The organism is Myxococcus sp. MH1 (assembly GCF_059738865.1).
Genome location: NZ_AP026947.1, coordinates 8,223,639 through 8,238,095, shown reverse-complemented (window position 1 = coordinate 8,238,095; position 14,457 = coordinate 8,223,639). Strand labels below are relative to the sequence as shown.

General features: G+C 71.2%; 17 protein-coding genes. 13 read left to right on the top strand and 4 right to left on the bottom strand.

From position 1 onward, the window contains the following. Positions 1 to 44: 44 nt before the first annotated feature. The gene (locus AC6JA9_RS32330) at positions 45 to 413 is read left to right on the top strand and encodes an STAS domain-containing protein (RefSeq protein WP_046715551.1); all 369 of its coding nucleotides are present in this window, start codon (positions 45 to 47) and stop codon (positions 411 to 413) included. 12 nt (positions 414 to 425) lie between these two features. On the opposite strand, the gene AC6JA9_RS32325 is transcribed toward AC6JA9_RS32330, so the two are convergent. After that, the gene (locus tag AC6JA9_RS32325; protein WP_483578519.1) at positions 426 to 1,895 is read right to left on the bottom strand and encodes a DNA polymerase III subunit gamma/tau domain-containing protein; all 1,470 of its coding nucleotides are present in this window, start codon (positions 1,893 to 1,895) and stop codon (positions 426 to 428) included. A 385-nt stretch (positions 1,896 to 2,280) separates the two neighbouring features. Here AC6JA9_RS32325 and AC6JA9_RS32320 point away from each other — a divergent pair, with 385 nt between their 5' ends. Continuing rightward, on the top strand, positions 2,281 to 2,688 hold the full coding sequence (locus tag AC6JA9_RS32320) for a response regulator (RefSeq protein WP_223748231.1): 408 nt from the start codon (positions 2,281 to 2,283) through the stop codon (positions 2,686 to 2,688). Between the two features lie 3 nt (positions 2,689 to 2,691). On the opposite strand, the gene AC6JA9_RS32315 is transcribed toward AC6JA9_RS32320, so the two are convergent. Beyond that, positions 2,692 to 3,018 (bottom strand): PilZ domain-containing protein, encoded by a 327-nt coding sequence (locus AC6JA9_RS32315; RefSeq protein ID WP_223748232.1) that lies wholly within the window; start codon positions 3,016 to 3,018, stop codon positions 2,692 to 2,694. Positions 3,019 to 3,225: 207 nt separating this feature from the next. Here AC6JA9_RS32315 and AC6JA9_RS32310 point away from each other — a divergent pair, with 207 nt between their 5' ends. The 11 genes from AC6JA9_RS32310 (at position 3,226) to AC6JA9_RS32260 (ending at position 12,149) form a co-directional block, all read left to right on the top strand. Further along, positions 3,226 to 3,720, top strand: a complete 495-nt coding sequence (locus AC6JA9_RS32310; protein ID WP_223781811.1) for a hypothetical protein — start codon at positions 3,226 to 3,228, stop codon at positions 3,718 to 3,720. A 15-nt stretch (positions 3,721 to 3,735) separates the two neighbouring features. Beyond that, complete coding sequence (locus AC6JA9_RS32305) at positions 3,736 to 4,218, top strand: ATP-dependent helicase HrpB (RefSeq protein WP_223781812.1); 483 nt, start codon at positions 3,736 to 3,738, stop codon at positions 4,216 to 4,218. Between the two features lie 7 nt (positions 4,219 to 4,225). Continuing rightward, the gene (locus tag AC6JA9_RS32300; RefSeq protein WP_223748235.1) at positions 4,226 to 5,029 is read left to right on the top strand and encodes a flagellar M-ring protein FliF; all 804 of its coding nucleotides are present in this window, start codon (positions 4,226 to 4,228) and stop codon (positions 5,027 to 5,029) included. 17 nt (positions 5,030 to 5,046) lie between these two features. Next, a complete protein-coding gene (locus AC6JA9_RS32295) occupies positions 5,047 to 5,532 on the top strand; it encodes a hypothetical protein (protein WP_223748236.1) in 486 nt (161 codons plus the stop codon). 141 nt (positions 5,533 to 5,673) lie between these two features. Beyond that, entirely contained in the window at positions 5,674 to 6,822 is a 1,149-nt protein-coding gene (gene sctQ / locus AC6JA9_RS32290) for a type III secretion system cytoplasmic ring protein SctQ (protein ID WP_223781814.1), read from the top strand. Positions 6,823 to 6,830: 8 nt separating this feature from the next. Beyond that, positions 6,831 to 7,244: a flagellar biosynthetic protein FliO gene (locus AC6JA9_RS32285; RefSeq protein ID WP_223748238.1), complete on the top strand. Its 414-nt coding sequence runs from the start codon at positions 6,831 to 6,833 to the stop codon at positions 7,242 to 7,244. After that, positions 7,241 to 7,966 carry a type III secretion system export apparatus subunit SctR gene (gene sctR / locus AC6JA9_RS32280; RefSeq protein WP_223748239.1) on the top strand — a complete coding sequence of 242 codons (726 nt, stop codon included), beginning with the start codon at positions 7,241 to 7,243 and terminating at the stop codon, positions 7,964 to 7,966. The genes AC6JA9_RS32285 and sctR overlap by 4 nt, the downstream gene beginning before the upstream one ends. 4 nt (positions 7,967 to 7,970) lie before the next feature. After that, positions 7,971 to 8,240, top strand: a complete 270-nt coding sequence (locus AC6JA9_RS32275) for a flagellar biosynthetic protein FliQ (RefSeq protein WP_223748240.1) — start codon at positions 7,971 to 7,973, stop codon at positions 8,238 to 8,240. Further along, positions 8,237 to 9,031 carry an EscT/YscT/HrcT family type III secretion system export apparatus protein gene (locus AC6JA9_RS32270; RefSeq protein WP_223748241.1) on the top strand — a complete coding sequence of 265 codons (795 nt, stop codon included), beginning with the start codon at positions 8,237 to 8,239 and terminating at the stop codon, positions 9,029 to 9,031. The genes AC6JA9_RS32275 and AC6JA9_RS32270 overlap by 4 nt, the downstream gene beginning before the upstream one ends. Then, positions 9,028 to 10,077, top strand: coding sequence for an EscU/YscU/HrcU family type III secretion system export apparatus switch protein (locus AC6JA9_RS32265; RefSeq protein WP_223748242.1), 1,050 nt, complete (start codon positions 9,028 to 9,030; stop codon positions 10,075 to 10,077). Before AC6JA9_RS32270 ends, AC6JA9_RS32265 begins: the two co-directional genes overlap by 4 nt. Next, the gene (locus AC6JA9_RS32260; RefSeq protein WP_223781818.1) at positions 10,074 to 12,149 is read left to right on the top strand and encodes a flagellar biosynthesis protein FlhA; all 2,076 of its coding nucleotides are present in this window, start codon (positions 10,074 to 10,076) and stop codon (positions 12,147 to 12,149) included. Before AC6JA9_RS32265 ends, AC6JA9_RS32260 begins: the two co-directional genes overlap by 4 nt. Positions 12,150 to 12,156: 7 nt before the next feature. Here AC6JA9_RS32260 and AC6JA9_RS32255 read toward each other — a convergent pair whose 3' ends face one another. Together AC6JA9_RS32255 and AC6JA9_RS32250 are read right to left on the bottom strand one after the other, a co-directional pair. Continuing rightward, the gene (locus AC6JA9_RS32255; RefSeq protein WP_046715538.1) at positions 12,157 to 12,507 is read right to left on the bottom strand and encodes an HU family DNA-binding protein; all 351 of its coding nucleotides are present in this window, start codon (positions 12,505 to 12,507) and stop codon (positions 12,157 to 12,159) included. 125 nt (positions 12,508 to 12,632) lie between these two features. Continuing rightward, a complete protein-coding gene (locus AC6JA9_RS32250; protein ID WP_370640359.1) occupies positions 12,633 to 14,021 on the bottom strand; it encodes a YhjD/YihY/BrkB family envelope integrity protein in 1,389 nt (462 codons plus the stop codon). Positions 14,022 to 14,457: the final 436 nt, after the last annotated feature.

Below are 14,457 nucleotides of genomic sequence, written 5' to 3'. Positions count from 1 at the left end.
ACTGACTCAGAGGATATCGGGTTTTCCTTGGAGGTCGGTGCCCAGTGTTCGAGGTCGAGGTCCACGTCGGCAAGAACCGGCTGGTGGTGCGCATCTGGGGAGACGTCGACAAGGAAGAGGCCCAGCGCGTCGGCGATGCCGCGGTGAGTGCCATCGACCGGATGCGTCCGCGGTTCGACCTGTTGTCGGACCTGAAGGGCGTGACGTCGTTGGACTACGAGGGGACGGTGCACCTGCGGCGCATCATGGAGGCCGCGAAGGCGCGAGGCTTCCGTCGGGTGGTGCGGGTGGTGGGGCGCTCGGTGGAAGCGGCGCTGCACTTCGAGCGGACCAGCCGGGAGATGGGCTACGACGCGTATCTGGCCTTCTCGTTGGAGGAGGCCGAGCGGTTGTTGGACGGCGGAGGACCCTGAGCGGCGCGGTGTTCAGCCGCGTCTGCCGGTGAGCCGCGCGAGGAGGCCGGGCTTGCGGTCCTTGCGCTCGCCGGCGTTGGCCGCGGAGAGCGCCGTCACCTTCAGCAGGTTCTGCTGGAAGACGGTGTTGCCCGGCTCCAGCTCCACGGCGCGCTCCAGCAGCCGCGCCGCCTGCGCGTAGTCCTTGCGCTGGTGGATGAGGATGAGGGCCAGCTTGCTGTGGAGCGCGGCGGCGTCGGGGGCGCGGTCGATGGCCTTGGTGAGGACCTCGATGGCACGCTCCACGTGTCCGGCGCGCTCCAGGCGCACGGCGCGCTGGAGGAGGTCCTCGGGCGAATTCGGGGCCGCGCCGGGGAGCGGCGCATCCAGCGGCATCGAGGGACGCTGGGGACGCGTGGCGTGCTCGACGGGCGTGGGGGCCACCTTCCCGGGGAAGGGGACGGCGGGCAGGGTGGTCGCCCCGCTGGGCGTGACGAGCGGCGGGGGCGTCCGGGCGGGCTGTGCGGAAGCGGCGGGGTGCACCACGCGCGAGGCGCCACCCAACTGTGGATGCGAGCTTCGCAGCGTGGGGGCTTCATCCGAGGGGATGACAGGGCTCGCCGGGGCGGCGGGCCGCGACGCGTGCGCCGCTCCTTCAAGGGGCCCTGGCCGTGAGGGAGTCGCTCCGATGAATGCGCCGGGCCGAGAGGCTGGCGGTCGCGCCAGGCCCGCGGGCAGGGGGCGCTCCCCTGGAGCGGGGCTCGAGGCCCCACGGGGCGCGGCTCCGGGACGCAAGCCCCGCGAGGGCTTCGCGGGCGCGTCATGCGAGGGTGTATCCAGGGGCCTGTCGCGTCGGGTCGGACGGTCCTCGATGGGCTCCTCGTCACCGAGCGCCATGGGCGTCAGGCCGTCCTCGTCACCCAGGGCCATCGGCGGCAGGGGAGCCTCACCCGAGAGGGTGGGGACCTGCACGTCCCGGAGGGTGAAGGGCTCCGCCTCCTCGTCCGCGCCGAGCGGCTCGGGCTCCAGGAACTCGGAGCCGTCGAGCACGGGCATCTCGGCCGTGAGGCTGCGCTTGGGCGGCGGGGCCGGCTCGCGCCGCAGCTCCACGACGCCGCGCTCCAGCAGGCCCTTGAGGACGACCTTCACCTCGATTTCGGGCAGCCGCGCCGCGAGCGCGAGCTGCGGCACCGCGAGGACGCCATCGACGAACGACGCGATATGCGCCTCGAAGGGATGCAGCGGCTGCAGCGCGATGTCCAACCCGGCACGCAGGCGCGGCACCGTCTGCGCATCCATGGGGATGGTGAAGCGCGCGGTGGCCAGGTGGTGGGCCGCGGGCTTCTGCGGCGGCGGCCGGGGCAGCTCCATGGTCCGGGTGCGCTGGGGCGGAGAGAGCATGGCCCGGACGATGGTGGGCTCGGTGACGACGTACTCCCCGCTGGCCTGCTCCGGGTCCAGGAGCAACCCACAGTGCTCACACTGGAAGTCGTCTCGCCCCACCGTGCCTCGGCACTCAGGACATTCTAGTTTTGCAGCCATTTCAGGCCCATCATAGCGCTCCGGGACAACGGAGAACCGAAGCCTTGGAGGGAGGGGCGTGCAGGAGGTGACCTGGTGGGGTGGAATTCCGAGGGGCGCGGGTGGCGCGGAGGGCCTGCTGGCCCGGGGAGCGGTCGGCCGGCCGGGGCTCGGAGACGAAGGGCGGATTTCCCCGTGAATCCCTGGCAGACATGTCGGATGCGTGGTGCTCCACACAAATGAATGGCAACCCTGGTGCGCGTGGTGTCGGCGGGGCTATACCGCGCGCGGCAGGTGGCACCGGAAGTGGGGGTGGCGCGCCCGCGAGTCATCGCCCTCGAGTCGTCCAGCGTCGCGCCGGAGAAACATGGTTGGCATGTCCCAGGCACCCTTTCACATCCTGCTCGTGGAGGATGAACCCGTCATCCGGGAGCTGGTGCGCTCGATGTTGAGCGACGGCACGGTGGATGTGGTGTGCGCGGCCAACGGGCTGGAGGGGCTGAAGCTGGCGCGCAGCCGCACCTTCCACCTCATCCTGATGGACGTCGTCCTGCCGCAGCTCGACGGCATCTCCGCGTGTCGCATCCTGAAGAGCGACCCCGTCACGGCGGCGGTGCCGCTCTACATGCTCACCGCGAAGGCGAAGAAGTCGGACATGGAGAGCGCCACGTTGGCGGGCGCGGACGGCTACATCCACAAGCCCTTCCGAGGCGCGGAGCTGATGGCGCTGGTGGAGCGGCTGCGCATGGCGCCGCCCCGCTCGGAGCCGGCCTGAGCTTCAGGGCAGGCGTGGGTGGAGGAAGCGCGCCAGGGCGATGAGGTCGTCCCAGTCCAGCTCGCCGAACTCCAGCGCCACGCCGTTCGCCTCGCGGCGGCGGATGGTGCAGGTGGTGACGATTTCGCGGTCCCCCGGCAGCGGCAGGGCCAGGGTGAGCTGACGCTGCGAGTCGCCCGGGTGGGCCAGCAGGAACAGGCCCGCCATCGACACATCGCGGGCCCGGGCCATGACGGCGCGTCCCGGCAGGAGCACCTTCACGGCGATGTCCGCCTCGACGCGCGGGTGGAAGCGCTCGGCGATGTGGGGGCCACCATTGGAAGTCTGCATCTGCTCCTCCGCGTGCGACAGGGTGCGACAACTCTGAGGCACCTGGCGTGCGAGGCAAGTTTCCGTCCCGTCCGCCCATCCCATCGTCCGGACGCTCTTCCCGGCGGGTGGAGTCCGGTGGGCGCCGAGGCAGGCGGGATTGCTCGGGATTTCTCCTGGCATGGCCCCTGAACAGGGGCTTCCGGCACCCATCGCCGGAGGTCTTGCTTGGAACCGAGTCAGCGCAGCCCGTACCTGTTGAGCACCACCCACACCCTGCCTCGGCAGACGCCGCGCAACGACTTCGGGACGGTGCTGGCGCACGCGGCGCACACCGTCGTGAACAAGGGGGCGGGCGTGGTGGGCGGGATGATTCCGACCGGCGCCATCCTGAGCGCGGCGGTCTCCAGCACGAAGCTGGCGGTGGCGCAGGTGGCGCCCATGAAGACGTCCGACTTCGCGTCCACGGCGTCGGCCTCCACGGCGTCGGCTTCCACGGCGAGCGCCTCGCTGGGAACGGGAGGCACGTCGTCGGGGAGCACCGATGCGTGGGAGCTGTTGAACGCGCAGAAGGAGCTCAGCGCGGAGGGCCAGAAGTTCAATGCGGCCTATCTGCATCTGCAGAACGAGATGCAGCGCGAGAGCCGTGAGCACAACGCGGTCTCCAACATCATGAAGGTCCGCCACGACTCGGCGAAGGCCGCCATCAACAACATCCGCTGAAAGGGCATGGCAGCCATGAGCGTGGACAAAGTGGGCGCCGTGGGGGGCCCGGGCCTGTCGCCCGTGGCGCCCGGGCGCGAGCGGTTCGGTCAGGTGTTGGAGGGGGCCCGGAACCCTGGACCGAGCGGAGGGCCTCCCGTGTCGGTGGAGGGGGCGACGCGTCCGGTGGGCGAGGCCTCCGCGGGCGTGGTCCGGGCCGAGGGCACGGGGGCGCGGGCGCAGGCGGGGTGTGCGCGGGCGCAGGCGGGCGAGCGGGTGGATTCGGTCCAGTCGGCGAGGGAGCAGCAGGCCGCGCAGGTGGTGGAGCGCGTGGGGCAGGCGCAGAAGCGACTGGACCACATCCTGGGGCTGGCGGAGTCGGGCCGGGACTTCTCGTCGGCGGAGCTGCTGTCACTGCAGGCGCAGGTCTATCGGGCGAGCCAGGAGCTCGACCTCGCCGGCAAGGTCGTCGAGAAGGCGACCGGCGGCGTCAAGCAGGTCCTCCAGACGCAGGTTTGAGCGCGCCATGTCATCGACTTCCCGAAGGTGGCTCGCCGTCCTGTTGCTCCTGGGGACGGCGGCGTGTCGAGAGCGCATCCAGCACGGACTGGATGAGCGGCAGGCGAACGAGCTCCAGACGGTGCTCATCCAGCGAGGGGTGGAGGCGCGCAAGGTCCTGGAGGCGGGCAAGAAGCCCTCGTGGTCCATCGAAGTCATGGGCGACCAGTCGACGGAGGCGGTGAGGGTGCTCGCGGAGCTGGGGTTGCCGAGGCCCGCGGCGGAGGTGGGCTGCGACGTCTTCGGTGGGAGCGGGCTGGTGCGCACGCCCACGGAGGAGGGGCTGTGCCGCGTGCGCGTGCTGGAGCGGGGCCTGGAGAAGACGCTCCAGTCCATGGAGGGGGTGCTGCTGGCGAGAGTCCATCTGGTGGTGCCCCCGCCGCCGCGTCCGGGTGTCGCGCCCATGCCATCGAAGGCGTCGGCGATGGTGCGGGTGATGCCCGGCCAGGCGGCGAGGGTGCGGCAGGGCTCGGAGGTCCTGAAGGCGCTCGTGGCCGGAGGCGTGGAGGGGCTGTCCACCGAGTCGGTGTCGCTGTTGGTGGACGAGGTTCCCGCGAGGGGCGAGGTGGCCGCGGCGCAGGGCCTGTCCTCGCCATGGCGGCTGCGGGTGCTGCTCGCGGTGCTCGGCGTGCTGGTGACGGGGCTGTCGGGAGCCCTCGTCTGGGTGGCGCTGCGGATGCGGCACTTCCGCGAGCTGAGTGCGACGCCCGTGGTTCCGCCCGTGCCCGCGCGGCCCGTGTTGTCGCCGGGTGCGGCGCGCAAGGTCGCCTGAGAGGAGGGACACTCGACATGGAAGCGACACGTGTGGGGCGGGTGCGTCGTCCGGCGCGGAAGGAGGAGGTGCCCGTGGCGCCGCCACCGCCGCCCGTGGACCTGGAGGCCACGGTGCACCGCCCGCTCCTGGTGGTTCCCCTGGAGCGGTACGCGCTGGTGGCGTGGGTGCTCGGGCGGGAGCGGGCAGGGGAGCTCTTGGAGGGGCTGGGAACGGGGGCGATGCGGCGCGCGAAGGTGCACCTGCGGACCCTGGCGGCGATGCCCTCGGCGCGGCGGCAGGCGAAGGTGGCGCTGGAGTTTGGTGAGCGGGCTGACGCCGCCGCGAGGTTGAAGGCCTTGATGGAGGAGGCGCCGGAGCCGCTTCGCAAGGAGGTGTTCCGGCGCCTGCCGCCCTATCACCGCACCCTGTTCCCCGGGAGGGTGGTGGAGCCGGTGGACCCGCTGGCGCCGCCGCTGCTGACTTCACTGGCCGAGCGGCTCATCCGCGAAGCCACGCGCTGACGTCCGTCCTGTTCTGCGTACCGGGCATCCCGAGCCCGGATTCCAACACCGTCCAACTCCGCGACTTCACGACACGGCCTCCTGGCGGGGGCCGTGCACGAGAGGGGTGCGTCGTCTCACTCCCCCCAAGAGCCTTCTTCGATGAACCTGGACACCGAACCGTCGATTCCACCCGAGCCGCGCAGACTGCGCCGGCTGGGGGCACGCAGGATGAGCCGGGCGCACCTCGTGCTCGCCGCGCGTCCCCGTGTCGCGAACCAGGGGCGTCAGGCCTTGGGGGATGTCTGCGAGGCGCTCGGCCGTGAGCTGGGTTGCTCCGTGACGGCCGAGGCCCGGTTGTTGGACGCGGTGGTCTCTCCGCTCGGTGGGCTGATGCGGCCGGCGGTCTTCGTCCTGTTGGAGCTGTCGGCGGTGGGCGGCGTGGCGGTGCTGGAGTTGGAGCCCGCGCTGGCCATCGCGGCGCTGGAGCGTATCGCGGGCGCGGGTGGCAGGGCGGGTGTGGTGACGGAGCTGTCCCGTCTGGAGGACGCGACGCTGGCGTACCTCGTGCTGGTGGGGCTCTCGGCGGTGCGTGCCCGGTCGGAGCTGTATCCGGTGCTGGCGCCGCGCCTGGTCGCGCTGACGATGCGGGGCGAGGACATCACGGCCCGGCTGCGGGGCCGGCAGCCCCTGGTGGGCGTGGAGCTGCGTGTCACGGTGGGGCAGGTGAGCGCGGGGGCCCGGTTGTTGTTGCCGGCCCCGCTGCTCCAGAGCGTGTTCCTGGAGTACCCGGTGGAGCGCGGCGCGAGTGTCGCGCCCGAGGTGCTCGCCGCATCGCTCGAGCTGAGGTGTCTGGTGGGGCGCATGCCGCTCACGAACCAGGCGCTGGACGCGCTCGCGGTGGGGGACGTGGTGGTCTTCGAGGGTGTGCGCCGTGAGAACGCGCGCCTCCTGGGAGACGGACGGCTGGTGGGCCGTGGCTTCTCGCTCGCGGGGACGTTCCATCCCGAGGGCTTCTGTCTGACGCGCGCGCAGGTCCGTGCGCCCTTCCCGGAGTCGAACATGCAGGCCTCGAATGAACGCAGCAGCGACGCAATGCCCCCGCTCCCCGTGGACGTGGAGGTGGAGTTGACGCGGGTGCTCGTGCCGCTCTCGGAGCTGGCGGCGTTGAAGTCGGGCGTGGTGCTGCCGCTGCACATCAACGCGAGCACGCCGGTGTTGTTGCGCGTGGGCGACCGGGTGGTGGCGCGCGCCGAGCTGGTGGACATCGAGGGCGAGGTTGGTGCCCGCATCCTGGCCCTGCTGCCGTGAGCGCGCCCATGAATGCCCGTCGGTTCTCGTTCTCCCCGCGCGCTCGCTTGCAGGTGGCGACGCTCCTGGTGCTCGCGCTGGCCCTGCTGGGGCCGATGGGAGGGGTGTCCATGGTCTCGGTGGCCCGGTGCGTGCTCCTCGTGGGCGCACTGGGGGGGCTTGGATGGTGGTGGAGACGGAGGGCGAGGGGGACGAGCGCGGCGGGCCTCGAGCGCTTGAAGGTCGTCTCCCGGGCGGGGCTGTCACCGCGGTGTGGTCTCGCGCTGGTGGAGGTGGAGGGGCGCGACTTCCTGGTGACCTTCGGGGATGCGTTCGCGCACGTGCATGCGCTGCCCGAGCGGCGACAGGCGGCTCCGTTCGTCCTGGCGCCGGCCCGTCGGCCTCGTCCGGGACGTGGGATGCGCAGGGGGATGCGGTCATGAGCGGCGGACTGGGGTGGCTCGTGCCGTTGGTCGCCGCGGCGTCCCCGGAAGGGATGCTCGGTCAGCAGTCCTACGCGGGCAGTCCGCTGTCGATGATGGGGATGCTCGCGCTGATGTCGCTCTTGCCGTTCGCGGTGCTGATGCTGACGAGCTTCTCGAAAATCGCGGTGGTGTTGTCGCTGGCGCGCTCGGCCATGGGGACGCAGCAGGCGCCGCCGACGTTGGTGCTGACGGGGCTGGCGGCGGTGCTGACGGGCCACATCATGGCCTCGGTGATGGAGCGGATGTACGACGCGGGGCAGCTCGCCTACCAGGAGCTCGAGTCCGGCTCCGGTGCGCGGATTCTCGACTCGGCCGCTCGGGTGGCCGAGCCCCTGCGCGAGTTCCTGGTGAAGCATGGCAGCGCAGAGGAGCGGGCCCGCTTCGTGGACCTGGCGCGTGAGCTGCGGCCGCCGGAGGAGGCGGAGGCGGTCCAGGAGACGGACCTCTTCGTCATCATCCCAGCCTTCGTCATCACCGAGCTGAAGGAGGCCTTCCAGATTGGCTTCCTCGTCTTCCTCCCGTTCCTGGTGCTCGACATGGTCATCGCCAACGTGTTGCTCGCGCTGGGGATGCAGACGCTGTCGCCCAGCCAGGTGAGCCTGCCCTTCAAGATCCTCCTCTTCGTGGCGGTGGATGGTTGGTCGCTGCTCGCGCGCGGCCTCATCCTCGGATACCGGTGACGCGATGACCCAGGACGTGTTGCTGTCGCTGGGCCGTGAGGCCTTGTTGTTGATGGTGCTCGCGTCGCTGCCGCCCGTCGGGGCCAGCCTGCTGGTGGGCTTCCTGTCGGGGCTGTTCCAGGCGACGACGCAGCTGCAGGAGAGCACCCTGTCGGTGGTACCCAAGCTGTGCGCTGCGGTGTTCGCCCTGGTGCTCGCGGGGCCGTGGATCGCCGCCCAGCTCACGCGCTTCACCCACCAGCTCCTGACGCTCATCGCGGAGGTCTCGGTATGAACCTGGAGCTGGTTCGCTCGTCGCTGGAGGCGCTCGGGCCGGACGCCGCCGTGGTGGCGCTGTGCTGCGCTCGGCTCGTGCCCGTGGCCTTCCTGTGCCCCGTGCTGGGTGGACAGGCCACGCCGCCGACGGTGCGGTTGGGGCTGGTGCTCTCCCTGGCGTTGTTCCTCCTCGTGGAGGGAGGCGTGGAGTTGCCGGCGCCTGTGACGTCGTCGTGGACGCTGGCGGGCTGGTTGCTGCGGGAGCTGGCCTATGGCGTGTCGGTGGGGATGGTCTCCGCGCTGCCGTTCGACGCGGCGCGGATGGGGGGACGGTTCATCGACCTGTTGAGGGGCACGTCCGCGGAGGCGAGCCTGCCGGTGTCGGGGAGCCGTGAGTCCGCCACGGGCGAAGGGCTGCATCAGCTGCTCGTGGGGCTGGTGATGTCGGGCGCGGTGGCGCCGCTCGTGTTCGGCGCCTGGGTGCGTGGGTTCGGCGTGGTGGGGTTGGGGGCCTTCGTGCCGACGGAGGCCGCGACGCTGCACGTGGTCGTGCTCGCGGGAGGCGCGCTGGCCACGGGCCTGGCGGTGGGCGCGCCGATGGCGGCGGCGATGCTGACGGTGGATTGCTTCCTGGCCATGGCGTCGCGCGCGGCGCCGCAGCTGAACCTGCAGGAGCTGGGAGCGCCGCTGCGCATCCTGGGGGGCGGCGCGGTGTTGTGGTTGGGGACAGGCGTGTTGTGTGAGCGATTGCTGGCGGAAGTCGTCTCCACGGGCGGGGCGCTCTCGGTGTTGGGGGAGCTGGCCCGATGAGTGGGGAGAAGACGGAGCAGCCCTCCGCGAAGCGTCTGCGCGAGGCTCGCCGCAAGGGTCAGATTCCGCGCAGCCGACTGTTGTCCTCCAGCGCGGTGACGTTGGGAGGCGTGCTCGGCTTCATGGCGGGCTCGGCGCCGCAGGTGGCGCGGCTGCGGGACTGGACGTCGCGGTTGTTCCTCGAGCAGCAGGGGGCGGGCGCCTGGGAGGAGGGGCTCTGGATTTTCATGGGCATGAGCGGGCCCGTGCTCGGCGGCGCGCTCATCGCGTCGCTGGGCGTCAGCGTGGCCACCGTGGGGTTCGAGATGAATCCCGAGCACGTGGCGCCCCAGTGGGAGCGTGTCAGCCCCGCGGCTGGGATGAAGCGGCTGTTCAGCGTGAAGCCGTGGCTGGAGCTGGGCAAGGCGCTGGTCGTGGTGGCCGTGGTCGCGATGTTCGTGTGGAGCGAGGTGGAGGAGCTGGGGCCGCAGGTGCTGCGGACCGCGTGGCTCGCGGGCGGCGAGGGGCTGCCGCTCTTGCTGGGGCGCATCGAGGGGCTGGTGCACACCCTGGCCTGGGTGCTGGTGGTGTTGGGAGTGGGGGACTACCTGCTCGCCCGACGGAGCCACTTTCGTGAGCTGCGGATGAGCCGGGAGGAGCTCAAGCGCGAGCACAAGGAGAGCGAGGGAGACCCGCGCCACAAGGGACAGCGCAAGGCGTTGCACCGGCAGCTCGCGCAGGGCGGACCGGCTCGGGGCGTGGCCCGGGCCACCGCGGTGGTCGTCAATCCCACGCATCTCGCGGTGGCGCTCCGTTACGACACCCAGGAGTGCGAGGCGCCCTACCTCGTCGCGAAGGCGCGTGAGGAGGAGGCGCTCGCGCTGCGCGAGGAGGCACGTCGGCTCGGCATCCCCGTGGTGCGGGACGTGCCGCTGGCGCGGAGCCTCATCCACTACGACCTGGGGGAGCCCATCCCCGAGGAGCTGTACCAGGCGGCGGCGGTCGTCCTCCGCACGGCGATGGAAGCGCGGGACGCGGACGAATCATCTCGGAGACGGACTTCATGAAGGCCCTGACGTCGTGGTTGTCGAAGGTGAAGAGCTCATCGGACCTGGTGCTCGCGGTGGCGATGGCCGCCGTGCTGGGCGCGCTCATCATCCCCCTGCCGGCGTGGCTGCTGGACGCGGGCCTGGCGCTGAACCTTGCGGCGGGCGTGGCGCTGCTGGTGGCGGCGCTGCGAGCGAAGGACGCGCTGAAGGTGACGTCCTTCCCGACGTTGCTGTTGTTCACCACGCTGTTCCGACTGGCGCTCAATGTCTCGTCCACGCGGCTGGCGCTCGCGGAGGGGCACGCGGGCGACGTCATCCAGGCGTTCGGTGAGTTCGTGGTGCAGGGGGACTACGTGGTCGGCGGCGTGGTGTTCGCCATCCTCTCGCTGGTGCAGTTCCTGGTGGTGGCGAAGGGCGCGGAGCGTGTCGCGGAGGTGTCCGCCCGGTTCACCCTGGACGCGATGCCAGGCAAGCAGATGTCCATCGACGCGGACCTGCGCGCGGGGGCCATCGACCAGGCTCAGGCCCGCAAGCGCCGGAGGGATTTGGAGCGCGAGTCGCAGATGTTCGGCGCGATGGACGGCGCGATGAAGTTCGTGAAGGGCGACGTCATCGCGGGCCTCGTCATCGTCGCGGTGAACCTGCTCGGTGGCTCGCTCATCGGCGTGTTGCAGGGAGGGCTGTCGCTCTCCGAGGCGGCCGCGACGTTCGCGCTCATCGCCATCGGTGACGGGCTCGTGTCGCAGGTACCCTCGCTCTGCATCACCGTGGCGGCGGGGCTCGTCGTCACGCGGGTGGCCTCGGAGCGCGAGGAGGACTCGCTGGGCGCGGAGATCGGCGCGCAGTTCTTCGGCGAGGCCCGGACGCTCTGGGTCGTCGCGGGACTGTGTGGCGTCCTCGCGCTGATGCCGGGCATGCCGCACCTGACGTTCCTGGTGCTGGCGGCGGCCCTGGCGGGACTCGGGTATGCCCTGTCACGCGGCGCGGCCCGTCCGGTGGCGGCGGCAAGCGAGTCGGAGGCGTCGGGCGAGAAGGCGGGGGCTTCCGGGAAGGAAGCGGCTCCGCCGATGAGCGCGGCGCTCCCCGTGGGTGTGTCCCCGCTCACCCTGGACCTCGCGCCGGACCTGACGGTGCTGACGCAGTCCTCCGGGGGCGCGTTCGTGCATGAACAGCTCAACGCGGTTCGGGACGAGCTCTTCTTCGAGCTGGGCATCCGTGTCCCCGGCATCCGCGTGAGGACCCAGGCCGCCTATCTGTCCCCGGGGGAGTATCGAATCCTGGTGGACGAGGTCCCCGCGGGCGGCGGGCAGCTGACCCCGGGCGTGCTCTATGCCCTGGCGCCTCCGGACGAGCTCGCGTTCCTCCAGGTGAAGGCGGAGCCGGCGGTGGAGCCCTCGACGGGGAGGAGCATCAGTCGGATTCCGGAGTCGGGCCGCGGCCCGGTGGAGCTCGCCCAGGTCCAGGTGCTGCGCCCCGAGGCGCTGCTCGCCGAGCACCTGCGCGTTGTGCTGCGGAGCCGGGCGGCGGAGCTGTTGGGGCTCCAGGATGTCCAGGGCCTCCTGGAGGGGCTGGAGCCGCGTGCGCCGATGCTGGTGAAGGAGGCGCTCCAGAAGGTGCCGTTGCCGCTGTTGACGGACGTGCTGCGCAAGCTGCTCCAGGAGGGCGTGAGCATCCGGGACTTGAGGGCCATCCTGGAGGCGCTCGTGTCACCCACCACCGAGGGGGACGCCACCGCGCTCGCCGAGCGCTGCCGACAGGCCCTGCGTCGCTACCTCAGCCACAAGTTCGCGCCCACGGGGCCGCTGTATGCGTACCTGGTGGACCCCGAGGTGGAGGAGATTCTCCGGGCCGCCGGGCCCAGGGGGCTCTCGCCGGACCCGGAGCGGGTGGCGGAAATCCTGGAGGGGGTGCGTCAGGTCGCGACGGGCGGGAAGGCCGTGCTGCTCACCGCGCCGGATGTGCGCAGGTCACTGCGCAGGCTGTGCGAGGGGGCGTTCCCGGACGTGGCGGTGCTCACGTACGGCGAGCTGGATGGCGCCCTGCAGATTCGTCCCATCGGTCGGCTGTCGCCGGTGTCCCATGGGATGTGAGGGTGGGTCAGAGGCCGGTGCCGGTGCTGCCGGGGCCCTTGCTCTCGGGGGACGCCAGGTCCGCCTGGGCCTGCTGGGGGGCGGGGCGGTTGACCCTGTCGCGCAGCTCCTTGCCCGTGCGGAAGAGCAGGCCCCGCTTGGGCTTCACCGGGATGACCTGGCCCGTCTTCGGGTTGCGACCCTGGTAGCCCTGGTAGTTCTTCACGTGGAAGGCACCGAGGCCGCGAATCTCGATGTTCTCGCCGCGACAGAGGGCATCCTTCATCGACTCGAAAATCGTCTCGATGGTGGCCTCAGCCTGCTTCTGCGTCACGCCCCGCTTGGCCACGAGGATGTTGATCAGATCGGACTTGAGCATCGGACGCTCCCGCAAACCCGGTGACCCCTTCGCAACAGGGCACTCTGGCCCGTGGTCGAATCAGGAAAACATAACAGAACGCGCCGGCACTGCAAGCAGGGTGGACTCCCAACCACCTAGAAACTTTACGGATTTCCGCTGGCTGCCATTCGGGGGGGCTCCGAGGGGGCCTCCTGGGCGACTTCAGGCCGCAGGGGCGCCACCAGGTCCGTCCAGCGCGTGCGTCGCAGGCGCTCGACGCCGAGGCAGTCCGCCTCCTGGAAGAAGTGCTCCACCTGCTCGAAGCCGGTGGCCTTGGGGCCATCCCAGGTGTCCGCCCCGCCGGAGATCATCACCCCGTGCACGGCGAGGGTGGTGTCGGCCAGGGTGAGGGAGGCGGGGTCCCTGGCGGGCCTCAAGCCCCCCCGGCGCAGGCGCTCCAGGAGGCCGGCGGTGACCATGCGGTCGACCACCTCGTGGACGAGCGATTCGGGGACGCGAAGCCGGGTCGCCAGCACCCGGGGCGTGGGAGCTGGACCTCCGTCCACCCACGTCAGCGTCGTCTCCTGGGCGATGCGCGAGGCGACCAGCTCATGGGCGCGTGGGTGGGTGCCGAAGGCGAAGAGGGAGTCGCGGAAGGCGGTGTGCTCGACGGCGTAGGCGAGCCGCGCTCCAAAGAGGAGCACGAGCCAGCTGACGTAGACCCAGGCGAGGAAGAGGGGCAGGGCGCTCAGCGAGGCGTAGAGCAGGTTGTAGCGGAAGCTGCGCGCGGCGAACTCGGCGTACACCGACTTGGCCAGGATCCAACCCAGGCCCGCGACGAGCCCCCCCGCCAGGGCGGAGCGGACCCGGACATGGGCGTAGGGGGTCCAGAAGTAGAGCAGCGTCAGGCCCACCACGGCGATGAGGGTGGTGCCGAGCGCGATGAGGACGCTGGCGAAGGGCAGGCTCTGGAGAACGCCGCGCACGGCCCGCGTCCCGGTGAGCGAGGCCGCGAGGAAGACGGGGCCCAACAGGAGCAGGCCCGAGTAGATGAGCAGCCGGGTGCCCCAGGGGCGCTGGCGGCGGATGCCCCACAGCTCGTTCACCGCGCCGTCGATGTGGCGCAGCAGGGAGCCCGCGGACAGGAGGATGGCCAGGAAGCCGACGCTGCCGATGGCCACGGAGTTGCTCTGCTCGAGGAGCTGGTTGAGCACCGCGGCGGACTTCTCCTGGACGCCGGGGGCGAGCATCTCCCTCACGACGAAGCGCAGCCGCTCCTCGAAGCGGTCCTGGTGGAACGCGTTGAGCAGGACGAGGCCCACCGTCAACAGCGGCACCAGCGAGAACATGCTGATGTAGGTGAGCGCGGCGGCGCGGAGTCGGAGGTTCTCTCCGCGAAAGCCCTGGGCCACGGTCCTCGCGGCGAGGAACGTGTCGGTCGCGAAGCGGCCCACCTGGGTTCCCTGCACGGGTTCCCAGACGCGCAGCGCCCAGTCACGGGCACGCTCGCGCGTGCTCCGCCACCACGACGCTGGAGTCGAGGGCGTGGCCAACCTCAGGCGCTCCTGCCCATGCGCTGGTGCACCGCGCGGTGGCTCGGTGGGCGGTGAGGGCGCTGGAGTGGAGCGGAGGTGGGTGTCATCCGAGGCGGAAGCAGACCGGGAGCCGACGACGCTCCGCGACATGGAGTCGCAAGGCTAGCCAAACCGGTACCTCCAGGGCCAGCCCACCTCCCGTGGATAGGCGCCTGTCGCGGCACATTGACCGACATCCAGGAGGCCTCGTGCGAGCCAGGGCCGGACGCAGGCCTCATCGTTGAGAAGAGGGAGGCGCGCGCATCCGTCACGGGACGTCATGCGTGATTCGACGGTGCCTGCTCCCACAAGCGCGATTCTTCCGGCTCCTGGCCGAGGATTGGGGCGACGCGGAGCCTGATGGCTGGCCACTCCCAGCGGTCCGGACCTGGCACCGGGCCCAGACCACTTCGCA